Below are 22,370 nucleotides of genomic sequence, written 5' to 3'. Positions count from 1 at the left end.
TATCGCAAACGGGCAATTTGTGTTATTGAAATGTAACCTCAACCGGGTATTTTTGGCCCGGTTTTATGAATCAGCTCACAAAACTGCGCCAATGTGCTGCGAAGCCACGGCTTATCCGCCCGATATTTAACAAAAAAATCACTTGTTAAATACAAATGCACCACAGGAGCAGCCATGACAGCACCCGTTCAACACCAGATGTATATTGATGGCCAGTTCGTTTCCGGTCACGGCGACGGCTGGATCGACGTGCTTAACCCGGCGACCGAAGCGCTGCTGTCGCGGATCCCGGACGGGACCGCGGAAGAGGCGCGGCTGGCGATTGACGCGGCGGAGCGCGCCCAGCCGGCCTGGGAGGCGCTGCCGGCCATTGAGCGCGCGGGCTGGCTGCGCAAAATTGCCGCCGGCATCCGTCAGCGTGCCGATGACATCGCCGGGCTGATCGTCGCTGAAGGCGGCAAGATCCAGCAGCTGGCGGCGGTGGAGGTGGCGTTCACCGCCGACTATCTCGACTACATGGCCGAATGGGCGCGGCGTTATGAAGGGGAGATCGTGCAGAGCGACCGTCCCGGGGAAAATATCCTTGTCTTCAAACGCGCGCTGGGGGTGACCACCGGGATCCTGCCGTGGAACTTCCCGTTTTTTCTTATCGCCCGCAAGCTGGCGCCGGCGCTGATCACCGGAAATACCATCGTCATTAAGCCCAGCGAATTCACGCCCAATAACGCTATTGCTTTCGCCGAGATCGTCCACCAGGTTGGGCTGCCGAAAGGGGTCTTTAACCTGGTGCTCGGCCGTGGGGAAACCGTCGGCCAGGAGCTGGCCGGCAATCCGAAGGTGGCGATGGTCAGCATGACCGGCAGCGTGGCGGCGGGGGAGAAAATCATGGCCGCCGCGGCGAAAAATATCACCAAAGTGTGCCTTGAGCTTGGCGGCAAAGCGCCGGCCATCGTCATGGACGATGCGGATGTGGAGCTGGCGGTGAAGGCGGTGGTGGACTCGCGGGTGATCAACACCGGGCAGGTGTGCAACTGCGTCGAGCGGGTCTATGTTCAGCAGGGGATTTACGACCGCTTCGTCAACCGCCTCGGCGAGGCGATGAAGGCCGTGCAGTTTGGCGACCCGGCGGCGCGGGATGACATCGCGATGGGGCCGCTGATCAACGCTGCCGCGCGGGATCAGGTGGCGCGCAAAGTGGCGAAGGCGGTGGCGCAGGGGGCGCGGGTAGCGCTGGGCGGTCAGCCGCTGGAGGGGAAAGGCTATTTTTATCCGCCGACCCTGCTGCTGGATGTGCGTCAGGAGATGGATATTATCCATGAGGAAACCTTCGGTCCGGTGCTGCCGGTGGTGGCGTTTTCAACTCTCGATGAAGCGCTGGCGATGGCCAATGACAGCGATTATGGCCTCACCTCCTCAATCTACACTCGCGATCTCAACGTGGCGATGAAGGCGATTAAGGGGCTGAAGTTCGGCGAAACCTATATCAACCGCGAGAACTTTGAGGCGATGCAGGGATTCCACGCCGGCTGGCGTAAATCAGGGATCGGCGGCGCAGATGGCCGCCATGGCCTGAATGAGTACCTGCAGACCCAGGTGGTCTATCTGCAGGCCTGAGACGCTCAATGCAGAATCGGCGGGCAGCGCAGGCTGTCCGCCGTTCACTTAGCGGGCAAATTTCTCCAGCACGCGGATCAGCTGGGTGACAAAACCGTATTCGTTGTCGTACCAGGCGACGGTTTTCACCAGCTGTACGCCGCCGGCCTCCACAATCTCCAGCTGGGTGGCATCGTAGATTGAACCGAAATGGCTGCCGATGATATCGGAAGAGACAATCTCTTCTTCGGTATAGCCAAAGGATTCATTGCCATCGGCAGCCTGCTTCATCGCTTGATTGACCTCATCCGCAGTTACCTTTTTCTCCAGCACCGACACCAGCTCTGTCACTGAGCCGGTTTTGGTCGGTACGCGCTGGGCATGGCCTTTCAGCTTGCCGCTCAGGGCGGGGATCACCAGGCCGATAGCTTTGGCCGCGCCGGTGGTGTGCGGGATGACGTTTTCCGCCGCCGCCCTGGAGGCGCGCAGATCTTTACCGCGCGGCCCGTCCACCAGCGACTGGGTGCCGGTATAGGCGTGGATGGTGGTCATGGTGCCTACGGTGATGCCAAAGGCGTCCTGCAGCACTTTGGCCATTGGCGCCAGGCAGTTGGTGGTGCAGGAGGCGACGGAGATGATGGTGTCATCCGCCGTCAGGGTGTCATCGTTGACGTTATAGACGATGGTTTTCATCTCGCCGGCGGGGGCCGAAATCAGTACCTTGCGTGCACCGGCCTGAAGATGGGCCTGCGATTTCTCTGCCGAGGTGTAGAACCCAGTACACTCCACAATCACTTCCGCGCCCGCCGCCTGCCACGGAATATGCTGCGCCTCTTTTTCGGCATACACGGTGATGGTCTTGCCGTTGACGATCAGCGCATCTTCCGTGAAGTCGACGCTCCACGGGAAGGGGCCGTAGTTTGAATCATGCTTTAACAGGTAGGCCAGCACTTTTGGCGAGGTGAGGTCGTTGATGGCCACCACCTCGAGGCTGCTGTCGACTTCTAATAAACGGCGTAACACCAGACGTCCGATACGACCAAAACCATTAATCCCAAGTTTACTCATGGATATTCTCCGGTTGGTAAAACGACTCGATGTGATAAAACTTCTCCAGGCTTAGTCCTGACTGGCAGCCAGGTCAACTGACAATCTGTGCGGTTCGCTGTCAGGCCCACAGCATGAGGCAAAAAAGTGGATGTTTTGGCGGACTTTTTTATCCGTGACGGCAGGAAATAATTTTTGTTACCGGAGATGAGGGCGCTGCCTGCTGGCGAAGCGGTGAAAAGCGTCTATGCTTAACTATTGAATAGCTTAGTAAAATGTTGACATTAGATGAAGGGAGAACTTATGGGATTCTGGAGAATCGTTTTTACTATCATTCTGCCGCCGCTGGGGGTTCTGCTGGGGAAAGGTTTCGGCTGGGCGTTTATTCTCAACATCATTTTGACCCTACTGGGCTATATTCCAGGCCTGATCCACGCCTTTTGGGTCCAGACACGCGATTAAGGGCTGGCCCCGCAAACCAGACTTCCCCCCGGGACCCGCTCAGGGGGGAATCAGGCTCTCTTTATACAGCAGCCGGTTATCCTTCGACCAGTAGTGGCGAGTCTCCTCGTCCAGGTCGACGCTCCACTTAAACACCCCGGCGCTGGCGAGATCCTTACAGTATTGTTCAAAGTTGATGGCGCCGGCAAAATGGCGGATGACCGCAGCCGAGGTCAGCTGCTGGTTGGGGGCGCTGCGCACGCGCAGCAGGCTGCGGGCGCTTTTTATCGTGATCACCTTGTCGTTTGCCATCACGAAATTCATATTGCCGGTGGAGACAAAGTAGATGTAACACGAGACCTGGTGCCGACGTAGTTCATTGGCGAAGGTGGCAAAATCGGCATCTGCACGCACTTGCTCAAAAAAATAACCCAGCCTGGCCAGCAGTTCCATTTCTATCCTTATTGTATTGCTGTGTGCGGCTTTGGCCGGTAGCGGCAGAAACCATTCACGAAGTTACTTATTCGTATTTTAATAATATAGCCGCGTTATATTAATGGTTATTTGATAACTGGAACACCGTTTCAAGTGTTACAATCTATTGCAATCGTTTGCCTGCACGGCCCATCTGATGGTGAGGACATGGCGAGACGGGGAAATCCATGCCGGCGATGAAGGTCGCCGGCGGGAAAACGGGATTACTTCTGGATCAGATAGCGAATGGTCGGGCCATCCTGCTGAATATCCAGCACCGTATAGCCATGGTTCCTGGCATCGAGCGGAATGTTATTGATCGACTGCGGACAGTCGCTTATCACTTCGAGGATCTCGCCTTTTTGCAGGGAGGGCATCGCCTCCAGGGTGGCGACCGCCGGATAAGGGCAGGGCTCGCCGACCATGTCCAGGCGATAATCAGGGATGATGTTTTTCATGCACTCTCCTTCACGGTCCGGACCGCTGCCGACTGGCGGCGGAAAAAATGTCTCTCCCAGGCGATCACCAGCAGCAGGGCGATCAGCAGCAGCAGATAGGTCGCCAGCAGTCCGCCGAAGGGACCAAAAGCGTTCAGCAGGTTGACCTTTTGCCAGTGGGTGGCGAGCGGGGCGGCGATATCGTCCCAGCACCAGGCGAGCAGCGTGGAGCCAATGACGTTGCCCAGCCCCACCCACCAGTAGTGAACCTGGCCTTCCACCGCCCGGTACATCCAGCCGGTCTCACAGCCGCCGGCCAGCACGATGCCAAAGCCGAACAGTAGCCCGCCGATCGCCGCATTGGGACCGGCCCACATGATTTTCGGCGCCATCCCCAGTTGCACATAGCTGAAGATGCCGATGGCGCTCGCCGCCATGCCGAAGATTATCGCCTTCGCCATCACCGTCCGGCCGGTGATCCACATATCGCGAAAGGCGGAGGTAAAGCAGATCTGCGCTCGCTCGATAAGCAGACCGAAGCCGATGCCGAACAGCATCGCAAGGCCGAGCGCAGGGTGGTCTGCGGCGGTGAGCAGGCCCCAGCCGATCATGGCGAAAAAGACCGCCATGCCCAGGCGGAAACGGCGGCGTGCCTGCAGCGGTTTTTGGGTTAACGGCGAAGCGGCGGATACCTTTTGCATTTTTACCGGGATGCGAAATAGAGGCAGCAGGGTGAAGCGAGCGCCAAACCAGGAGCCGATGGCGGTGGCGATGGCAAACAGCCAGGCGTGCAGGGAGAACTGCGGAATGCCGGTGAAAAACGCCGCCAGGTTGCAGCCCATCGCCAGCCGCGCGCCGAACCCGGCGATGATGCCCCCGGCCACGGCCTGCACTATGCGGATCCGGCTGCGTGGCAAGCGCAGTTTGACGTTATTGGCCCACAATGCCGCGGCCAGGCAGCCGCCGAACATGCCGATGATCATCCTGCCGTCGATGCGGGTCAGCGGCGTCCCGTCGAGATGGATCAGCTGATAATAGCCCCACTGTTCGCTGTGGACCCCCAGCAGCTGCAGCAGCTGGCCACCCCAGCGGGTAAATTCGCCGGTCACCGCCCAGAAGGTGCCGGTGATGCCAAAATAGTAGGTTGAGAGAATGCCCGCGGCGATGACCGCCGGGACGGGAGACCAGAACCGGATAAGCCAGGCCTGTTTGAAGGATTGCCATGTCATAAAAATGCCTCTGAACTCAGAAGGTATTAACGGTCGATGACCGACCGAAGGGGGCACATAGTATCCGCCTTAGCGCCTGCTTTCTCTGTTTTGGATCAAGACCCTACGCCTGCGCCAGCACCACAAGCAGCGCCAGCAGCGCGGGCAGCGCCTGAATATAGAGAATTTTGCGGCTGGCGGTCAGCGCGCCGAATATCCCGGCGGCCAGCACGCAGGCGAGGAAAAAGATCACCACCTGCACGCCCGATGCCCCCAGCCACAGCCCCCACGCCAGGCCGGCGGCCAGGAAACCGTTATACAACCCCTGGTTGGCCGCCAGCACCCGGCTTTCCCGGGCGAAATCGGCGCTGAGGTTAAAGGCCCGGCGCCCGGCGGGCGCTTCCCAGAAAAACATCTCCAGCACCAGGATGGCGAGATGAATGATAGCGACCAGCGCAACGAGGAGAGTGGCTAACACAGCAGTCCTTAATCAATAAGATGAATGTGTCAGCAGTATAGCCGCTGGCGCTCACCAGGCGAGAGGGCGACTGCTATAGTGCTTATAGCATCATGTTTGCCTGCCGCGAAAAGCGTCGGTGTATCTGATTGCCCTTTGGTTTAGCTTCGCGGTGATAGTATGCCGGGTTCTTTTTTTACAGGTGTGGCGTAGATTACTGAATGTTAAATAAATTATGGATTTTGTTATCCGGGCTATTGTTGGTTGCCATGCCGTCGGCGCAGGCCGGGGAATTCAATCTTTATTCGATGAATACTGGTTCCTATGTTTATCACATGACCGGTAACCACGGACAATATAACGAGCATTTCAACAACAACTTTTTCTCGGTGGAGCGCAAGTTTTCAGCGGATTCAAAATACAGCGCGCTGGTCGGCACCATGAAAAACAGCTTCGACGATCGCTGTCTGACCCTCGGCGTGCGCCGCGACTGGCTGAAAAACGACACCGGCTGGCTGCTGAAAGGGGTGTATGCCTATACCGGGGAATTTTTCTTTGACGCTTTCAGCCACTGCGGCGACTCAGGCACCTACCGCACCGCCAAAAAAATCACCGGCGTCGGTTTTTCGCCCTATATTTATCATGGTCTGCAATACAACTTTACCGATTATTTCGGCGTCGAGGGCGGGATTATTCTCCCGGCGATCTTCGTGATGAGTATTCAGTGGAGCTTTCGCTAAGCGCCTGGATCAGCCTGAAAAAGAAGAGGCCACGCTGGGTGGCCTGCTCATGGTGCCCTGACGGCAGGGATTAATGGAAACCGAGACGGATCAGATCTAACGGGCAGAAGCGTCCCTCGCAGCCGTCGATTTCCACGCAGTCCGCCCGACGCAGCTGCTCGGCGGTTTTCCCCTCGCCATGGATCGCTTTAATCACGCCCGTCGTACCGTTACCAGCGATCATGACCATACTGCCGGTAGCAATAGCGTTACGATTACGGTCATAGGTTTTCATGGTCTCCTCCTCAATAAACCAGGGTAAGCAATGATTAAGCGGCCAAATTAATACCGCTTCCCGCCTAAAAAAGTTTTGAGGAATATCAAAATTATTTTAATAGTGACGATAAAAACACAGCGAGAAGGCCAGATCGTCGCGCGACGCGCTTGGTCAGCACGCCGGGTATGACTCAGGCATGCTGCCCGAAATATGTCCGTCAGATGACGGTTTTGCGGCAGGATTATTAACCTTGCCAGTACGCGAAAAATAGCGAAATATGGCGCTATCTGGGCATCAACGGTGCCAGTGCCTGTCCTGAGGGAGCCATGAGTCAAGACGTCACCGCGAAGATGTTAAAGCCCGATTTTGATATGGAAGTGTCCGGCCTGGTGTATGGCTATCTGTTTCACGAAGATCACCCCCCACAGCCTATTGCCTCTGGTGAGGTATGTGCCAGCTATCAGGCGCTGGCTGACGATAAGGCCTTTATCTGGCTGCATCTTAATCTCAATCACGCCACCGCCGAAAAATGGCTAATCAGTCACTTTCCCGTGGCGGACTTTTTCTTTGAGGAGATCCGCAGCGGCTCGCATACCACCCGTATTGAACGGCAAGGGGAGAATCTGTTCGCCGTGCTTAACGACGTGCTGTTTCGTCCGCAAGACACCAGCGCGGAAACCGCCACGCTGTGGCTCTACTGTAGCCCGAAGCTGGTGGTGACAGCGCGTTTCAAACCATTGCGGTTTATCGAATGGATGCTGCCGCGTCTGCATACGCTTAAGGTGCATACCTCCGCTGAACTGCTGGCCTTTTTGCTGGAGGAGCAGGAGGAGGTGCTGGAGCAGGTGGTGCGCCAGGCCAGCCGCCACGTCGACCTGATTGAAGAGCGGCTCCTGAGCAATCACGTGCAGCGTAATCGGGCCGATCTGGCGCGGCTGCGGCGGATGCTGCTGCGTTTTCAACGGCTGCTGGCGCCGGAACCGGCGGCAATGTTCCGGCTGCTTAACCGGCCGCCAGCGTGGATGGATCGCGCGGTGGTGCAGGCATTTCGTCAGTTCACCGAAGAGTTTAGCGTGGTGCTTAATGACCTGTCCGGCCTGATCGAGCGCATCAGCCTGCTGCAGGAGGAGATCGGCGCCCGCCAGCTGGAGCAGAGCAACCGCACCCTCTACACCCTGACGGTGATCACGGTCCTCGCGCTACCGATTAACATTGTCGCCGGTTTCTTCGGCATGAACGTCGGCGGGATCCCGCTGGCGAGCAATCACCACGGGTTTATCCTGCTGGTGGTGATTGTCGGCATCTTTACCCTCGGCGCCGGCTACCTGGCGTTCCGCCGGCGTGACGATCTGTAGTCAGTGCCGCGCGTCAACTGAGGCTGCGCAGGGCGGCTATCAGCCCTGCGACACCGCGCTCCAGCTTCTCGCGTGGACAGCCGACGTTGAGGCGCAGAAAGCCATTGCCTTCGGGACCATAGGTATATCCCGGCATTATCGCCACCTTCTGCCCGGCGATCAGCGCCTGCTGCAGTGCGCGGTCGTCAATGTTGAGGGGGCGCAGGTCGATCCACGCCAGGTAGGTGGCCTCCGGCGGCTGCCAGCGTAGCGCAGGAAAGGCGCGATTGAGTGTATCAGCCACAAAGCGCAGGTTCTCCTGCAGGTAGTCGCGCAGGGCGTCGAGCCAGGGCGCCCCGTCGCGGTAGGCGGCGATATGAGCCAGCAGCGCCGGCACCGAGGGCGACGAGAGTCCATCGCGCGCTTTCAGCGCCTGCAGATAGCTGTCGCGGCAGGTTGCCTCGGGGATAAAGCCATAGGCCCCGGTAAAGGCTGGAATATTGAAGCTCTTTGATCCGGAGGTGAACAGCGCCCACGGCCCCTGAGCCACCTCGCTCCACGGGATATGACGGTGGTCGCCCCAGGTCATGTCCATATGAATTTCGTCGCTAATCACCCTGACGCCATGCTTTTGGCACAGCGCCGCCATGGTCTGGAGCTCCTCGCGGCGCCAGACTTTGCCCGTTGGGTTGTGCGGGCTGCAGAGCAGCAGCAGGGTATTCTTCGGCTCCGCCAGCGCCGCTTCCAGGCGCGCCATATCGCAGTGCCAGTGATTGTTCGTCAGGGTCAGTGGCACCGGGGCGATCTGTCGGCGGTTAGCGGTGATAGTGTTATAGAACGCATCGTAGGCGGGAGTATGGACGACGACGCCGTCGCCTTCTTGCGACCACTGGCGGATGGTTTCCGCCACCATATAAATAACCGACGGTCCGTAAACCACCGTTTGCGGATCGATGACGCTGTGAAAGCGGCTGGCGTACCAGTGGGCAATCGCCCCGAGAAACACCTCGTTCTGCCAGCGGCTGTAGCCGAACACGCCGTGGGCCAGCCGCCGGCTGACGGCGTCGAGGATGCAGGGCGCGGTGGCGAAATCCATATCGGAGATGGTGAACGGCAGCAGGTCGGGGACGCCAAAGCGGTCTGCGACATAGTCCCACTGCGTGCACCAGGTGCCGTGGCGGTCGATGGGTATGGAAAAATCAAACATCGGAACTTCCTTAGCAAGGGTCCCCTTCCGTGCCGGAAGGGGACCGGTGAGATCAGGCCTGAACGGTATTCATCAGCGTGGCCATTTCATCTTTTACCGACTGCACCTGCGGGCCAATCACCACCTGCAGATTATGCTGGTTGAGCTGAACCACCCCGATGGCGCGGTGGGCTTTCAGCGCGGCGGCGTCCACTTTGCTCATATCTTGTACCGACAGACGCAGACGGGTAATGCAGTTATCCAGCGAGACAATGTTGTCGGCGCCGCCGAGGGCCGCCAGAATCGCCGGCACGTTATACCCGGATTTACCAATGGTGCCAGCGACCGCTTTCTCCACGCTGGCGGCGGTGTCGATATCGCGGCCCGGCGTTTTCAGATTGAAGCGGGTGATGGCGAAGCGGAAGATGGCATAGTAGGCCGCAAACCAGATTGCCGCCACCACCGGCACCAGATACCACTTGGTCGCCAGACCATGCAGGATGCCAAACACCACGAAGTCGATAATATTGCCGTCGGTGTTGCCGATGGTGACGCCGAGCACCGCCATGATGGTAAAGCCGAGACCGGTCAGCAGGGCGTGGATGACATACAGGACCGGCGCCACGAACAGGAACAGGAACTCCAGCGGCTCGGTGGTGCCGCCCACCACGCAGGCGATCACCCCGGAGATCAGCAGGCCTTTAATTTTATGCCGATTTTCCGGACGGGCGCAGTGGTACATCGCCAGCGCGGCGCCCGGCAGACCGCCGAGGAAGGCTGGCATCTTACCCTGCGACAGGAAGCGGGTGGCGCTTTCGGCGAAGCCGTGGGTGGTCGGGCAGCTCAGCTGCGCCTGGAAGATGGTCAGCGCGCCGCTGACGCTGTGGCCGCAGACGTCGAGGGTGCCGCCGGCTTCCGTGAAGCGGATCAGCGCCACCAGGATGTGGTGCAGGCCAAACGGCAGCAGCAGTCGCTCGCCGGTGCCGAAGATCATCGGCCCAAAATCGCCGGCGCTATTGATCATCTTCCCGAGGGCGTTGATCCCCATGGCGAAGACCGGCCACACCAGCGGGATCGCCAGCCCGACCAGACCCAGCACCACGGTGGTGACGATCGGCACGAAGCGGGTGCCGCCGAAGAAGGCCAGGGCGTCCGGCAGGCGAATGTTGTGAAAGCGCTCATGCAGCAGCCAGACGATAATCCCGGCGATAACCGCCCCGAGGATCCCGGTATCGATCGATGGAATACCGATGATGTTCTGGATATTGTTGGCCTTAAGGATCGCGGCGTCGGTGGTGGGCAGAATGCCTTTCGCCGTCAGCCAGAAGTTGACCGCCAGGTTCATGACCGCGTAGCCGACAAAACCGGCGAAGGCGGCGACGCCTTTGTTCTCCCGCGCCAGCCCCAACGGGATGGCGATACAGAACATCACCGGCAGGAAGCTGAAGGCAAAGGAGCCGACTTTGCTCATCCAGATAAAGATGGCCTGCAGCAGCGGCATATCCAGCCACGGCAGCAGGGTCAAAACATCGTGACTGCTTAACGAGCTGCCGATCCCCAGCATGATCCCGCAAAACGAGAGCAACGCCACGGGCAGCATAAAGGTTTTTCCCAGCTGCTGGAAAAATTCCCACAAGGTGATTTTTGGTGCGGTTTTCGCCGTCATAGCACGGTTCCTGATTCTCAAGTGGTCGGGAAGAACTAACGCCACGGCAAGATAAAACGTTTTATCACTTTTTAGTGCGATAAAAATCACATATTCAAGCGATAATAAGGTTTATAAAGATCACACAATGATAAAACGTTTTATCGACAGGCAAGGGAGTCAGCCAGCAGGTTATGGCAATCGCAAAAAAGATCACCATCAATGATGTGGCACTGGCCGCCGGCGTCTCCGTGAGCACCGTTTCGCTGGTGCTGAGCGGCAAAGGGCGCATCTCCAGCGCCACCGGCGAGCGGGTTAATCAGGCCATCGAGCAGCTGGGATTTGTGCGCAACCGTCAGGCCGCCTCGCTGCGCGGCGGACAGAGCGGGGTGATTGGCCTTATCGTCAGCGATCTCTCTAAACCGTTCTATGCCGAGTTAACCGCCGGCCTCACCGATGCCCTGGAGAGGCAGGGGAAAATGGTGTTTCTCACCCAGGGGGGACGCAGCGGCGAGAAGATGGCTCAACGGTTTGATACGCTGGCGGCGCAGGGGGTGGACGGGGTGATCATCGCCGGGGCCATCGACCGCGGCAGCGAGCTGCGCGAGCGGGCGGCGGAGGCGGGGGTGCCGCTGGTGTTCGCTTCCCGCGCCAGCTACCTCGACGATGTCGACCTGATCCGCCCGGACAACATGCAGGCGGCGCAGCTGGTGACCGAGCATCTGATCCGCCGCGGCCATCAGCGGATCGCCTGGCTTGGCGGCCAGAGCTCGTCGCTAACGCGCGCCGAGCGGGTCGGCGGCTATTGCGCCACCTTGCTGAAATACGGTCTGCCGTTTCACAGCGAATGGGTGCTGGAGTGCGAGTCGAGCCAGAAGCAGGCGGCGGAGGCGATGACCGCGCTGCTGGGGCAAAATCCGACCATCACCGCGGTGGTGTGCTACAACAACGTAGTGGCGACCGGCGCGTGGTTTGGACTGCTGCGGGCTGGAAGGCAGAGCGGGGAAGATGGCGTCGACAGCTACTTCGAGCAGCGGGTGGCGCTGGCGGCGTTCGCCGATGTGCCCGAGGCCGCGCTTGACGACCTGCCTCTCACCTGGGTCACCACCCCGGCGCGCGAGATGGGCAAAACGCTGGCGGAGTCGATGCTGCGGCGGCTGGAGGAGGGCGCGGGCGAGACGCGAAACCAGATCATGCCCCCGCGGCTGGTGACGAGAAAATGACGGAGACGGCGCGCGGTGGCCGTCTCCTGAGCCGATACGTTACGGCTGCGGGGCGGCGTCGTCCTGCTGAGGCGCGGCGTCATCCTGCTGCGGCTGGCCGTCCTGCGGCGCGCCGTCCGGTAGCGAAGGCGCTTCCAGACCAAACATCGCGGCAAAATCCTCCAGCGGCATTTTCTGGCCGTTCAGCGTCACCTGGCCGTTCGCGTACTGCAGGCTGCTGCTGATGGCATTATCTTCCATGGTGGTGATGCGGAACATCTGGCCCATCGCCGCCAGGCCTTTGACCTGCTGATCGGCGAGTTTGGCGGCGTCGGCTGGCTGGTAGCCTTCCAGACCGGCGATCTTAGTCATAAACTCCGTCGCCATATCCACCGGGATCACCACTTTGCCGTCAAGGGACTGCACCACGCGATCCAGGCTGTCCGCCAGCGTCTGCGGCGGAGCGGTCACCTGGGCCGGATCTTTCAGCAGAACCGAGAGGTTGAGGGTGCTTTCGCCTTTGGCATTGCGCCAGCTCAGCGGGGAGATGGTCACCGACGGATTGCCCTTAAGCAGGATCGGCAGCGCATTGAACAGGGTTTCGGTAAGCGCCTGCTGGTACAGCTCCGGGTTCTGCGCCAGCTCTGGCTTCGCCAGCAGCGCCTGAGACTGCGCGCTGTACTGCTGGCTGAACTGGTGCCACGCCTGACCGTCGACGTTATCCACTTTCAGCGTCAGTTTGCCGCTGCCCATATCCTGACCCTGCAGCTTAAGGCTGTTGACGGTATAGTTCACCTGGCTGTTCACGCCTTTGCCGTCCTTGGTCAGCGTCGAGCCGCCGTCCAGCGCCATGCCGTCAACCAGCGCCAGCTCTTTGCCTTCGACGCTGATGGCCAGTTTATCGAGGGTCATTTTTTGCTGGCCGATACGCTCGTTGAAGCTGGCCAGCTCGGTGGCGCCGTCGGTGGTCAGGTTGACGAAGCGCAGTTGCACCTTCTGGTTATATTCGTTGAGGGCATCGATCTGACCGCTGCCGGCCTGGCCCTTCAGGCTGATGTTTTTGCCGTCGCGATCGGCGTCGAGCTGGAACTGGCCGCCGCTGAAGGTGACTTTCTCATCCCCTTTGGCGTAGTCGAGGGCATTGAGAACGATCGCCGACTGGCTGTCGCCGCTGTAGGCGATGCGCGTATCAACGGTGAAGGGGGTAGTGCCTTTGGCTATCTCGAACAGCGCCTGGCTGGCGTCGTTTTTCACCAGCGTGGTGTGGACCGAAGCCATCGCCGGAGCCAGATTAAAGGTTTTTAACGAGGCCAGCGGGAAGGGGCCGTGATCGACCACCTCGTCAAGCACCACGCTCTGTCCGGCGGCCAGCCAGCCGTTAGCCTGACCGGCGATGGGCTTCACCACCAGCTGCAAATGGCTGCTGAACAGCCCGCGCTGGTAGTCCTGATAGCTCAGCTCCAGACCTGACTCCGGCGCGCTGCTGCGTAGCTGCGCGTTAGCCTGCTGCACCATATCGGCAATTCGGCCTTCCAGCTGTTTGCCGGTGTACCAGGCGCCGCCTGTCCATACCACGCCCAGCGCCACGATGATTCCTGCTGCGACCAGCGATTTTTTCATAGCATTTGTCCATAAATGAAGCCAGGCGGAGAGACCGCCTGGCTGAGTTGTCATAATCAGTAAGCGAGACCTGAAAGGTCAGTCGTTTACTGGAGCTTATTGAACACGCGCGCCACGCGGCCATGGCCGCTGACCTGCACCGGCGATTCATTGGCGGCCACAAAGGCCGATTCGCCCGGCTTGAGGGTCAGGCTCTGGTCGCCTTTGCGCAGCACGGCTTCGCCGTCGACGCAGAAAACGATCGCCGCGCTCGCCTGGGCCAGATCGCTGGCCTCGGTGGAGAGATCGTGCAGCGAGAAGGCAAAATCTTCCACCGGGATCGGGAAGTCCAGTTCCGCGCCGTGGCGCTGCGGCTGGGTCAGCAGCTCACCCGCCGGTTTAGCCTCGAACTTGACGTTGGCCACCAGCTCAGGGATATCAATGTACTTCGGCGTCAGGCCGGCGCGGAGCACGTTATCCGAGTTGGCCATCACCTCCAGCGCTACCCCTTGCAGATAAGCGTGCGGCGTTTCGGCAAACAGGAACATCGCTTCGCCAGGATTCAGCTTCACCACGTTCAGCAGCAGTGGGGAGAAGAGGCCGCTGTCGTCGGGATAGAATTCCGCGATCAGGCGGATGGTCTGCCACGGTTCGCCCTGCTCACGGTCCAGCACCTCGCGCAGCGCCTGCAGCGCCTGGGCTTTTTCCTCGCCCTGCATATTCAGCAGGCTGGCAAACAGCTGGCTCAGGCGAGTCGCGTCCGGCTGCTGCAGGAAGGCGCCGATCGCCGGGTGTGCGTTGGCCACCGGCTGCAGCAGGCTGACAATTTCGCTGAACTCGCGAAACGCGTTCATCGCCAGGAACGGGGTCAGGGCGAAAACCAGCTCCGGCTTGTGGTTCGGATCTTTGTAGTTACGTTCGGCGGCGGAGAGGGGGATGCCGGCGGCGTTCTCGCGGGCGAAACCCTCTTCGGAGGCCTGCTTGTTAGGATGGACCTGAATGGAGAGAGGCTGCGCGGCGCACAGCACTTTAAACAGGAACGGCAGCTCACCGAAGCGTTGCGCCACTTTGTCGCCGAGCAGGGCGGCTTTATCCGCGTCAATCACCTCGCGCAGCGAACGCGGCTGGCCATCGGCCGTCAGGACCTGCGAGCTGCTCTTCGGATGCGCCCCCATCCACAGCTCTGCCATCGGCTGGTTGTCCGGGTTGGCGATGCCATACAGTTCAGTTAAGGCGGTATGGCTTCCCCAGGCATAGTTCTGTACGGCGTTGATCAGCTTTTGCATTCTCATTCCCTGTATCAATCAAAGTAAAATTATCGCCCTATTAAACCAGCAAACGCTGGAGAAGCAACTGCTGAAAGAAAAAGTCGTCCCTGTCTCAGTTTTTGTTAAAAAATTGTGTAAGATTGATCGACTCGCTTTTCTACAGGCACATGGAGTCCCTGCCTGAAACATAATCAGCCAAAGCAGTAAGTGAGAGTACAATGTCGAATAAACCGTTTGTTTACCAGGATCCTTTTCCCCTCAAAAAGGATGACACCGAGTATTATCTCCTCAGCAGTGATTACGTCTCCGTCGCCGAATTTGCCGGCCAGGAAGTGCTAAAAGTTGACCCTCAGGCGCTGACCCTTCTGGCGCAGCATGCCTTCCACGACGCCTCCTTTATGCTTCGCCCGGCGCATCAGCAGCAGGTGGCGGATATCCTGAACGACCCGGAAGCCAGCGAAAACGACAAATACGTCGCCCTGCAGTTCCTGCGCAACTCCGATATCGCCGCCAAAGGCATTCTGCCCACCTGTCAGGACACCGGCACCGCGATCATCATGGGTAAAAAAGGCCAGCGCGTCTGGACCGGCGGCGGCGATGAGGCCGCCCTGGCGCAGGGGGTGTACAACACCTATATCCAGGACAACCTGCGCTATTCGCAGAACGCCCCGCTGGATATGTATAAAGAGGTCAACACCGGCACCAACCTGCCGGCGCAGATTGACCTCTATGCTACCGATGGCGATGAGTATAAATTCCTCTGCATCGCCAAGGGCGGCGGCTCGGCTAACAAAACCTATCTGTACCAGGAAACCAAAGCGCTGATCACCCCGGCGAAGCTGAAAAACTATCTGGTCGAGAAGATGCGCACCCTGGGGACCGCCGCTTGTCCGCCGTACCATATCGCCTTTGTCATCGGCGGGACTTCGGCGGAAGCGACGCTGAAAACCGTCAAGCTGGCCTCCACCAAATACTACGATGGCCTGCCGACCGAAGGTAACGAACATGGGCAGGCTTTCCGCGACGTGCAACTGGAGCAAGAACTGCTGCTGGAAGCGCAGAACCTCGGCCTCGGCGCGCAGTTCGGCGGCAAATATTTCGCCCACGATATCCGCGTGATCCGTCTGCCGCGTCACGGCGCTTCCTGCCCGGTAGGGATGGGCGTCTCCTGTTCCGCCGACCGCAACATCAAAGCCAAAATCAACCGCGACGGCATCTGGATTGAGAAGCTGGAGAGCAATCCGGGGAAATATATCCCAGAGCATCTGCGCCAGGCCGGGGAAGGCGAAGCGGTGAAAGTGAATCTTAACCAGCCGATGAGCGAGATCCTGGCGCTGCTGTCGCAGTACCCGGTGTCCACGCGTCTGTCGCTGAGCGGCACTATTATCGTGGCCCGCGATATCGCCCACGCCAAGCTGAAAGAGCTTATTGATAATGGCGAAGCCCTGCCGCAGTACGTCAAAGATCACCCGATTTACTACGCCGGCCCGGCCAAGACGCCGGACGGTTACGCCTCCGGCTCCCTCGGCCCGACTACCGCAGGGCGCATGGACTCATACGTCGATCTGCTGCAGTCGCACGGCGCGAGCAAGATCATGCTGGCGAAAGGCAACCGTAGCCAGCAGGTCACCGACGCCTGCCACAAGCACGGCGGCTTCTACCTCGGCAGCATCGGCGGCCCGGCGGCGGTACTGGCTCAGCAGAGCATCCGCAGCCTTGAGTGCGTGGCGTATCCGGAACTGGGGATGGAGGCTATCTGGAAAATCGACGTGGAAGACTTCCCGGCGTTTATTCTCGTCGATGATAAAGGCAACGACTTCTTCCAGCAGATCCAGACGTCGCAGTGCGCCCGCTGCGTGAAGTAAACCTGGCCGCCCTTCGGGGCGGCTATGGCCGATGACAAACCGGTTTTCGTTATTGTGATCGCCTTTCAGCCGGGTGGCGGCTTCCGCCTTACCCGGCCTACGAAAAACAGCAATATTAAACAGTTAAGCAATTCTCTGTAGGCCCGTGCAAGCGCAGCGCCGCCGGGCAATCCCGACGATTGCATTTTGTCAGCGGTCTGGGCCGCCCTTCGGGGCGGTTTTTTTATGCCGCTCCGCGGCACGAACCACCAAAACAACTTTTCAATCTGGCCAATACTTACTCTTTTAAGCAGGTGAGCTTTGTCGCTATGACGCACTTTTCATCCAAGGAGAAAGTAATGACAACGCATCGCAGTGAAAAAGACTCGATGGGCGCCATCGACGTCCCGGCCGATAAACTCTGGGGCGCCCAGACCCAGCGTTCTCTGGAGCATTTCCGCATCTCGACCGAAAAAATGCCCGGGGAACTGATATATGCCCTCGCGCTGACCAAGCGGGCGGCGGCGAAGGTCAATCAGGATCTTGGCCTGCTGACGCCGGAGAAAGCCGGGGCGATCGTCGCCGCCGCTGACGAAGTGCTGGCCGGAAAACACCCCCAGGAGTTCCCGCTGGCTATCTGGCAGACCGGTTCCGGCACCCAGAGCAATATGAATATGAACGAGGTGCTGGCCAACCGCGCCAGTGAACTGCTCGGCGGTGAGCGGGGGATGGCGCGAAAAATCCACCCCAATGACGATGTCAATAAAAGCCAAAGCTCGAATGATGTGTTCCCCACCGCCATGCACGTCGCGGCGCTGATTGCGCTGCGGGAAAAATTGCTCCCGCCGCTGCAGGCGCTGCGGGCCACGCTCAACGAAAAAGCGGTGGCCTTCAGGGATATCGTTAAGATCGGTCGCACCCATCTGCAGGATGCCACGCCGCTCACCTTAGGCCAGGAAATCTCCGGCTGGGTGGCGATGCTGGACCATAACCTGAAGCATCTTGACGCCAGCCAGCCGCATCTCGCCGAGCTGGCGCTGGGCGGGACGGCGGTGGGGACCGGGCTGAATACCCATCCGGAATATGCCGTGCGGGTGGCGGCCGAACTGGCCTCGCTCAGCGGACAGCCGTTTGTCACCGCGCCGAACAAATTCGAAGCGCTGGCCACCGTCGATGCCCTGGTCCATGCCCACGGCGCGCTGAAAGGTCTGGCGGCCTCGCTGATGAAAATCGCTAACGATGTCCGCTGGCTGGCCTCCGGGCCGCGCTGCGGGATAGGGGAAATCGCCATCCCGGAAAACGAGCCCGGGTCATCGATTATGCCCGGCAAAGTCAACCCGACGCAGTGCGAAGCCCTGACCATGGTCTGCTGCCAGGTGATGGGTAACGACGTGGCAGTGAATATCGGCGGCGCCTCGGGTAACTTCGAGCTCAACGTCTATCGGCCGATGGTCATTCACAACTTCCTGCAGTCGGTGCGTCTGCTGGCGGACGGCATGGCGAGCTTTAACGAGCACTGTGCGGTGGGGATTGAGCCGAATCGCGAGCGGATCAACCAGCTGCTCAACGAGTCGCTGATGCTGGTGACCGCGCTGAATACCCATATCGGCTATGATAAAGCGGCGGAGATCGCCAAAAAAGCGCACCATGAGGGGCTGACCCTGAAGGCCTCGGCGCTGGCGCTGGGCTACCTGACGGAAGCCGAATTCGACAGCTGGGTGCGCCCGGAGCTGATGGTCGGCAGCCTGGCTACTCGCTAGCCAGCCAGAGGTGCAGACGAGGGATCAGTAATCTCAGCGACTGCGCCTCCGGTTTGTAGCGGTATTGCACGTTGTCGGCATTGTAGTTGAGCAATTCGCCGATATCCGGCACGCTGACCCCCTGGCTGCCGGATATCAGGGCGATCAGCGGGCTGGGGCAGGCGTACTGCACCTGTTTCTGCTCGCTGGCATACCAGACGCGGGCAATCGGCTGCACTTTCACCGGCCGTTTAATTTTCAGCCGCGCCCGCTGCGGCAGGGCAGCGATATCCTGATACTCCCTCTCCAGTTTGCTCTGCCACTGCTCGCGGGTCCAGGGCGGCACCGCCCGTGGCGATTGCAGGCTTTTCTCCAGCATCATCAACACCTGGTCGCGGGTCAGGTTTTTGATCACGTGCTTATTGGCCCAACCGAAGCGGATAGTGCTCGGGTCGAGAAGGGGCGTTAGCGTTCGATAGGCGCTGAGGGTAATTAATCCAGGCAGATGGCGATGCACCCACTCAAAGCGGGCGGTGGGGGGCAGGCCAGAGTCGACGGTGACGATTTTCTCGAAGGTGGCCTTAAGGGCGTTGATCTGCTGAATGCGCGCCAGCAGCGCCTGCTGTTCCGCGGCGGTGACCTGCAGGCAGATAGCACCCGGCAGGCGGACGGCGGCTTTGCTGCTGCGGGTTTCCGATTGCTGCTGGATAAACAGATGGCCATAGTGTCGCAGGGCGAGATCCAGCGCCGCCTCCCCGGTGTGCTGGACGACAGTAATGTTCGCCAGCGGGTCATGCTCGGCATCTTTACTGATTGCCGGCAGCTCAAACACCCGGCCCGCCAGCAGTCGACAGGTCGTTAACGCCTGGCGCAGCGCCTGCAGCTCCAGCTCGATCTGGCGAAAGGTATCATTCAGACGTTCAACGAGGTCGTAGCTGGCCATCGCATTCACCTTAGTTACAACATACTATTCGATTTTTACAGCATACCCAGCCCGCGGCCGCTGTGCAACTTTTATTCAGGCAGAGGTAAAATCGGGTAACTGATGATAGACCGGCCAGCTAAAGCAGAAACGGGCGCCGCCGAGAGGACTGGCCTCGCAGCGAACCTCGCCTCCCATCGCCTGGGCGATACTGTGGACGATGGCCAGGCCGAGGCCGCAGCCTCCGGTCGCCCGATCGCGGCTGGGGTCAAGACGAACAAAAGGCTCGAACACCCGCTCGCGCTCCTCGGGGGCAATGCCCGGGCCGTCATCATCGACCTGCAACGACGCGCGGGAACCCTGCAGGGTCAGGCTGACCGCCACCCGCTGACTGCTGTAGCGCAGGGCGTTATTCACCAGATTATCCAGCACCCGCTCCATCAACCGCATATCCAGCGCGCCATAGTTGCCGCGGGTCAGCGTCGCCAGGCAGACCTCGCGCTGCGGGTTGACCATCTGGATATCCTCGACGTGGTCGCTGATCCAGGCGGGAAAATCGGGGGTGGTCAGGCTGAGCTCCGTCTGCGGGCGGTCGAGACGGGCGTAGGTCAGGAGCTCTTCAATGAGCGCCTCCAGTTGGCCGATATCACGGTTCAGCGCCTGCGATTCCGCCTCGGTGAGGTTTTCGCTCATCTCCAGACGGTAGCGCAGGCGCACCAGAGGCGTCCTGAGCTCATGGGCGATGCCGTCAATCAGCTGCTTTTTGCTGGCAATGAGCGCGTTAATGTTGTCGGCCATCTGGTTAAAGGCCACCCCGAGCCGCTCAAAGCTGGACATGCTGTCAAAATGAATACGCTCGCTGAGGTGGCCTTCGCCAAAGCGCTGGGCGGCGGTCTCAATGCGCAGCATGTCCTGCCAGTGCGGACGCATCCAGATAAACACCGGGAAGGCCAGCGAGATAGCGATAAACGCCATCAGCGCCACGTCCAGCAGGCGCATTTCATGCAGAAAATAGAGATAGGGTACCGGACCCACGGATAACACATAGTGGCTGCGGGGGATGCGCTGGATAAAGGTGTACTGGTCGTCGAGCGCGACAATATCCCCAGCGCGCAGGTGCTGCATCGAGCTTTCCGACAATTTAAATTTGCTCATCGGCTCGATGTGCAGGTCGAACGACAGATTAAGGTCCAGCTCTTTAAGCGTCTTGCTCCAGTCGCGAGGCGGGATTTCCCGCAGCTCGCTGCGCATCAAATACAGTGAGCTTTTCATCAGATCGTCAAGCGACTGCCTTCCGGCGCGTTCAGCGGTAAATTTATAGACCAGGCCCACCAGCATGGTCATCACCAGAAAGCAGACGAAGAGCAGAAGATAGAACTGCACGAACAGCTTTTTCATTACATTACCGCATATTCAAAAAGAGAAACCTGCCGGCGCCCCGGACCATCTGCAGGGCAGGGCGAAAACGTCACGGATTTACCGGGGCGAGCCGAAGCCCGCGCGGGCATAACCGATACGCTATCAAAGCAGGGTTTATGCCCCCTGACAATAGCCAGCCGGGGGGAGCGACGTCGTTAAAAATGTGACAGTGTCACTCATTGCGGGCTTACGTCTGCATGAGGCCGGGATTGTGGCCAGCGTATTCTGCGCGCCGCTGGGCGCTACTCGCGATAGTAGGGTATATCCACCGGATAGAGGGTGGCCAGGCTCAGCAGCCGACAGCGCACCAGCTGTTCTGCTTCGGCATACCAGTAAGCAAATTCGCCAGTGGTCTGGTGGTAAATCATCTGATCAAGATTAGCAAACGGGATCACCAGCAGCGGCCCCTGGCGCATGTATCCGCCGCCGGTTTCGAAATGGTGATCTCCCCAGGATTGCTGGGTATGTTGATAGCGGTGAAGAAGCACCTTAATCTGCCCGCGCTGTGGACAGAGGAGCCGGATATCGGCGTTGTCGAGAGAAAAAGCCCAGCCAGAGAGTGACGTGAAGAGAGTAAGTGCCAAAAGTACAACGTATTTCATCATGCAAAAGTCCTGTGTTTTCAGACTTTATGCCACTCTGATAACGCTAAGTCCTTGAGCACAATCATATTGAGGGGTTATGTGATGGGCTTCTGTACGGCGAAACATATTGATTTACTCAATATGACAAATGGGTGGCGGTCAGCCAGCGCGAAGGTGGCGGAAAAATGTGATGCGCTTGCCGCCGGGGAACAGGCGGTGAAACGGGCCCCTTTCAGGGCCGCAGACGGACCGCTCAGTTATCCCAGGCGTGGGGGGCGAAGAGGTAGCCTTTGTTGCGTACCGTCTTAATCCGGTAGGGTTCGGTGGCGTTATCGAGCAGTTTTTTGCGCAGGCGCGAGATAGCGACGTCAACGCTGCGATCCATCCCGTCGTAGGTGACGCCGCGTAAATTTTTCAGCAAGGCGTCGCGGTCCATAATCTGCCCGGCGTGGGTGGCCAGCTCCCACAGCAGGTCGAAATCGGCGGTGGACAGGGCGACGCTTTCTCCGCCGAGCAGCACCTGGCGGTTGACCGGGTCAATGGTCAGTGAGCCAAAGGAGATGGTCTTGTGCGGGGTCAGCGCCGAAGGCGCGCCTGTACCCGCCGGGGCGATATGCTGGCGCAAATGCAGACGCAGTCGCGCCAGCAGCACCGCCGGCGGTGTGGTCTTCAGGATATAATCGCTGGCGCCCATCTCCAGGGAGAGGATATGGTTCATATCGCTGTCGAGCGAGGTCAGCAGAACAATCGGCCCTTGCCATTGCCCACGCAGATCGCGACAGAGGGTCATTCCGTCCTTGCCGGGCAGCATAATGTCCAGCAGCACGAGGTCCGGTTTCTCCCGCGCGATCACTTCCTCTGCGCGGTCGCCGCGAGGCTCGACCACCACCTCCATATCATGCTTGCCGAGATAGGCGGCGATCAGCGCTCCTACCTCAGGATCATCCTCAACAAAAACGATTTTATTCATGTCTA

Annotated in this window: 22 protein-coding genes; 7 read left to right on the top strand and 15 right to left on the bottom strand. The window is 59.4% G+C overall.

What is annotated here, in order from left to right:
• Positions 1 to 38: 38 nt before the first annotated feature.
• Positions 39 to 176, bottom strand: coding sequence for a hypothetical protein (locus MKS11_RS17600; protein WP_032425978.1), 138 nt, complete (start codon positions 174 to 176; stop codon positions 39 to 41).
• Here MKS11_RS17600 and aldA point away from each other — a divergent pair.
• Positions 175 to 1,614, top strand: a complete 1,440-nt coding sequence (gene aldA, locus MKS11_RS17595) for an aldehyde dehydrogenase (RefSeq protein ID WP_004204088.1) — start codon at positions 175 to 177, stop codon at positions 1,612 to 1,614. The two genes, MKS11_RS17600 and aldA, sit on opposite strands and share 2 nt — an antisense overlap.
• A 48-nt stretch (positions 1,615 to 1,662) precedes the next feature.
• Here aldA and gap read toward each other — a convergent pair whose 3' ends face one another.
• Positions 1,663 to 2,661, bottom strand: coding sequence for a type I glyceraldehyde-3-phosphate dehydrogenase (gene gap, locus MKS11_RS17590; RefSeq protein WP_004204090.1), 999 nt, complete (start codon positions 2,659 to 2,661; stop codon positions 1,663 to 1,665).
• A gap of 282 nt (positions 2,662 to 2,943) precedes the next feature.
• Here gap and MKS11_RS17585 point away from each other — a divergent pair, with 282 nt between their 5' ends.
• Positions 2,944 to 3,102: a YqaE/Pmp3 family membrane protein gene (locus MKS11_RS17585; RefSeq protein WP_002903230.1), complete on the top strand. Its 159-nt coding sequence runs from the start codon at positions 2,944 to 2,946 to the stop codon at positions 3,100 to 3,102.
• Between the two features lie 39 nt (positions 3,103 to 3,141).
• Here the strand turns inward: MKS11_RS17585 and MKS11_RS17580 are convergent, their stop codons facing one another.
• The 4 genes from MKS11_RS17580 to MKS11_RS17565 form a co-directional block, all read right to left on the bottom strand.
• A complete protein-coding gene (locus tag MKS11_RS17580) occupies positions 3,142 to 3,534 on the bottom strand; it encodes a DUF1398 domain-containing protein (protein WP_004204091.1) in 393 nt (130 codons plus the stop codon).
• Positions 3,535 to 3,779: 245 nt separating this feature from the next.
• Complete coding sequence (gene yedF / locus MKS11_RS17575; RefSeq protein WP_004204092.1) at positions 3,780 to 4,013, bottom strand: sulfurtransferase-like selenium metabolism protein YedF; 234 nt, start codon at positions 4,011 to 4,013, stop codon at positions 3,780 to 3,782.
• Positions 4,010 to 5,221 carry a selenium metabolism membrane protein YedE/FdhT gene (yedE, locus tag MKS11_RS17570; protein ID WP_064150134.1) on the bottom strand — a complete coding sequence of 404 codons (1,212 nt, stop codon included), beginning with the start codon at positions 5,219 to 5,221 and terminating at the stop codon, positions 4,010 to 4,012. Before yedE ends, yedF begins: the two co-directional genes overlap by 4 nt.
• A gap of 103 nt (positions 5,222 to 5,324) precedes the next feature.
• Positions 5,325 to 5,678, bottom strand: coding sequence for a DUF1304 domain-containing protein (locus MKS11_RS17565; RefSeq protein WP_064150132.1), 354 nt, complete (start codon positions 5,676 to 5,678; stop codon positions 5,325 to 5,327).
• Positions 5,679 to 5,917: 239 nt separating this feature from the next.
• Here MKS11_RS17565 and MKS11_RS17560 point away from each other — a divergent pair, with 239 nt between their 5' ends.
• A complete protein-coding gene (locus MKS11_RS17560) occupies positions 5,918 to 6,397 on the top strand; it encodes a hypothetical protein (protein WP_164877798.1) in 480 nt (159 codons plus the stop codon).
• A gap of 70 nt (positions 6,398 to 6,467) precedes the next feature.
• Here the strand turns inward: MKS11_RS17560 and ydfZ are convergent, their stop codons facing one another.
• Positions 6,468 to 6,671, bottom strand: a complete 204-nt coding sequence (gene ydfZ, locus MKS11_RS17555; RefSeq protein ID WP_004151566.1) for a putative selenium delivery protein YdfZ — start codon at positions 6,669 to 6,671, stop codon at positions 6,468 to 6,470.
• 308 nt (positions 6,672 to 6,979) lie between these two features.
• On the opposite strand from ydfZ, the gene MKS11_RS17550 reads away from it, so the two are divergent.
• The gene (locus MKS11_RS17550; protein WP_048294707.1) at positions 6,980 to 8,008 is read left to right on the top strand and encodes a CorA family divalent cation transporter; all 1,029 of its coding nucleotides are present in this window, start codon (positions 6,980 to 6,982) and stop codon (positions 8,006 to 8,008) included.
• A gap of 13 nt (positions 8,009 to 8,021) precedes the next feature.
• On the opposite strand, the gene MKS11_RS17545 is transcribed toward MKS11_RS17550, so the two are convergent.
• Together MKS11_RS17545 and malX are read right to left on the bottom strand one after the other, a co-directional pair.
• Positions 8,022 to 9,194, bottom strand: a complete 1,173-nt coding sequence (locus tag MKS11_RS17545; protein ID WP_087770986.1) for a MalY/PatB family protein — start codon at positions 9,192 to 9,194, stop codon at positions 8,022 to 8,024.
• 52 nt (positions 9,195 to 9,246) lie between these two features.
• Positions 9,247 to 10,839: a maltose/glucose-specific PTS transporter subunit IIBC gene (gene malX / locus MKS11_RS17540; protein ID WP_004204102.1), complete on the bottom strand. Its 1,593-nt coding sequence runs from the start codon at positions 10,837 to 10,839 to the stop codon at positions 9,247 to 9,249.
• A 173-nt stretch (positions 10,840 to 11,012) separates the two neighbouring features.
• Here malX and MKS11_RS17535 point away from each other — a divergent pair, with 173 nt between their 5' ends.
• Positions 11,013 to 12,041: a Mal regulon transcriptional regulator MalI gene (locus tag MKS11_RS17535; protein WP_023318138.1), complete on the top strand. Its 1,029-nt coding sequence runs from the start codon at positions 11,013 to 11,015 to the stop codon at positions 12,039 to 12,041.
• Positions 12,042 to 12,080: 39 nt separating this feature from the next.
• Here the strand turns inward: MKS11_RS17535 and MKS11_RS17530 are convergent, their stop codons facing one another.
• A complete protein-coding gene (locus MKS11_RS17530) occupies positions 12,081 to 13,640 on the bottom strand; it encodes a YdgA family protein (RefSeq protein WP_032455952.1) in 1,560 nt (519 codons plus the stop codon).
• An 86-nt stretch (positions 13,641 to 13,726) separates the two neighbouring features.
• Entirely contained in the window at positions 13,727 to 14,905 is a 1,179-nt protein-coding gene (manA, locus tag MKS11_RS17525) for a mannose-6-phosphate isomerase (RefSeq protein WP_064150126.1), read from the bottom strand.
• A 200-nt stretch (positions 14,906 to 15,105) separates the two neighbouring features.
• Here manA and fumA point away from each other — a divergent pair, with 200 nt between their 5' ends.
• Positions 15,106 to 16,752 carry a class I fumarate hydratase FumA gene (fumA, locus tag MKS11_RS17520; protein ID WP_023318141.1) on the top strand — a complete coding sequence of 549 codons (1,647 nt, stop codon included), beginning with the start codon at positions 15,106 to 15,108 and terminating at the stop codon, positions 16,750 to 16,752.
• 338 nt (positions 16,753 to 17,090) lie between these two features.
• Positions 17,091 to 18,491, top strand: coding sequence for a class II fumarate hydratase (gene fumC / locus MKS11_RS17515; RefSeq protein ID WP_004887066.1), 1,401 nt, complete (start codon positions 17,091 to 17,093; stop codon positions 18,489 to 18,491).
• On the opposite strand, the gene tus is transcribed toward fumC, so the two are convergent.
• The 4 genes from tus to rstA form a co-directional block, all read right to left on the bottom strand.
• On the bottom strand, positions 18,481 to 19,413 hold the full coding sequence (gene tus / locus MKS11_RS17510) for a DNA replication terminus site-binding protein (protein ID WP_087770985.1): 933 nt from the start codon (positions 19,411 to 19,413) through the stop codon (positions 18,481 to 18,483). The two genes, fumC and tus, sit on opposite strands and share 11 nt — an antisense overlap.
• 75 nt (positions 19,414 to 19,488) lie before the next feature.
• Complete coding sequence (gene rstB / locus MKS11_RS17505; RefSeq protein WP_049004202.1) at positions 19,489 to 20,790, bottom strand: two-component system sensor histidine kinase RstB; 1,302 nt, start codon at positions 20,788 to 20,790, stop codon at positions 19,489 to 19,491.
• A gap of 263 nt (positions 20,791 to 21,053) precedes the next feature.
• Positions 21,054 to 21,416, bottom strand: a complete 363-nt coding sequence (locus MKS11_RS17500) for a hypothetical protein (protein ID WP_057214895.1) — start codon at positions 21,414 to 21,416, stop codon at positions 21,054 to 21,056.
• A gap of 232 nt (positions 21,417 to 21,648) precedes the next feature.
• Complete coding sequence (rstA, locus tag MKS11_RS17495) at positions 21,649 to 22,365, bottom strand: two-component system response regulator RstA (protein WP_087770984.1); 717 nt, start codon at positions 22,363 to 22,365, stop codon at positions 21,649 to 21,651.
• Positions 22,366 to 22,370 lie beyond the last annotated feature (5 nt).

It is taken from the genome of Klebsiella sp. K5-45 (assembly GCF_030128605.1).
In the GTDB taxonomy this organism is placed as follows: domain Bacteria; phylum Pseudomonadota; class Gammaproteobacteria; order Enterobacterales; family Enterobacteriaceae; genus Klebsiella; species Klebsiella quasipneumoniae.
This window is presented reverse-complemented; position numbering and strand designations above follow the sequence as displayed.

Bases quoted from the DNA above. Each gene is read 5' to 3' on its own strand.
- yedE (WP_064150134.1), bottom strand. From the start codon at position 5,221: ATGACATGGCAATCCTTCAAACAGGCCTGGCTTATCCGGTTCTGGTCT.
- MKS11_RS17600 (WP_032425978.1), bottom strand. From the start codon at position 176: ATGGCTGCTCCTGTGGTGCATTTGTATTTAACAAGTGATTTTTTTGTT.
- rstA (WP_087770984.1), bottom strand. From the start codon at position 22,365: ATGAATAAAATCGTTTTTGTTGAGGATGATCCTGAGGTAGGAGCGCTG.
- MKS11_RS17585 (WP_002903230.1), top strand. From the start codon at position 2,944: ATGGGATTCTGGAGAATCGTTTTTACTATCATTCTGCCGCCGCTGGGG.
- MKS11_RS17500 (WP_057214895.1), bottom strand. From the start codon at position 21,416: ATGATGAAATACGTTGTACTTTTGGCACTTACTCTCTTCACGTCACTC.
- MKS11_RS17535 (WP_023318138.1), top strand. From the start codon at position 11,013: ATGGCAATCGCAAAAAAGATCACCATCAATGATGTGGCACTGGCCGCC.
- MKS11_RS17545 (WP_087770986.1), bottom strand. From the start codon at position 9,194: ATGTTTGATTTTTCCATACCCATCGACCGCCACGGCACCTGGTGCACG.
- manA (WP_064150126.1), bottom strand. From the start codon at position 14,905: ATGCAAAAGCTGATCAACGCCGTACAGAACTATGCCTGGGGAAGCCAT.
- MKS11_RS17530 (WP_032455952.1), bottom strand. From the start codon at position 13,640: ATGAAAAAATCGCTGGTCGCAGCAGGAATCATCGTGGCGCTGGGCGTG.
- yedF (WP_004204092.1), bottom strand. From the start codon at position 4,013: ATGAAAAACATCATCCCTGATTATCGCCTGGACATGGTCGGCGAGCCC.
- ydfZ (WP_004151566.1), bottom strand. From the start codon at position 6,671: ATGAAAACCTATGACCGTAATCGTAACGCTATTGCTACCGGCAGTATG.
- malX (WP_004204102.1), bottom strand. From the start codon at position 10,839: ATGACGGCGAAAACCGCACCAAAAATCACCTTGTGGGAATTTTTCCAG.
- aldA (WP_004204088.1), top strand. From the start codon at position 175: ATGACAGCACCCGTTCAACACCAGATGTATATTGATGGCCAGTTCGTT.
- fumA (WP_023318141.1), top strand. From the start codon at position 15,106: ATGTCGAATAAACCGTTTGTTTACCAGGATCCTTTTCCCCTCAAAAAG.
- gap (WP_004204090.1), bottom strand. From the start codon at position 2,661: ATGAGTAAACTTGGGATTAATGGTTTTGGTCGTATCGGACGTCTGGTG.
- rstB (WP_049004202.1), bottom strand. From the start codon at position 20,790: ATGAAAAAGCTGTTCGTGCAGTTCTATCTTCTGCTCTTCGTCTGCTTT.
- MKS11_RS17550 (WP_048294707.1), top strand. From the start codon at position 6,980: ATGAGTCAAGACGTCACCGCGAAGATGTTAAAGCCCGATTTTGATATG.
- tus (WP_087770985.1), bottom strand. From the start codon at position 19,413: ATGGCCAGCTACGACCTCGTTGAACGTCTGAATGATACCTTTCGCCAG.
- MKS11_RS17580 (WP_004204091.1), bottom strand. From the start codon at position 3,534: ATGGAACTGCTGGCCAGGCTGGGTTATTTTTTTGAGCAAGTGCGTGCA.
- fumC (WP_004887066.1), top strand. From the start codon at position 17,091: ATGACAACGCATCGCAGTGAAAAAGACTCGATGGGCGCCATCGACGTC.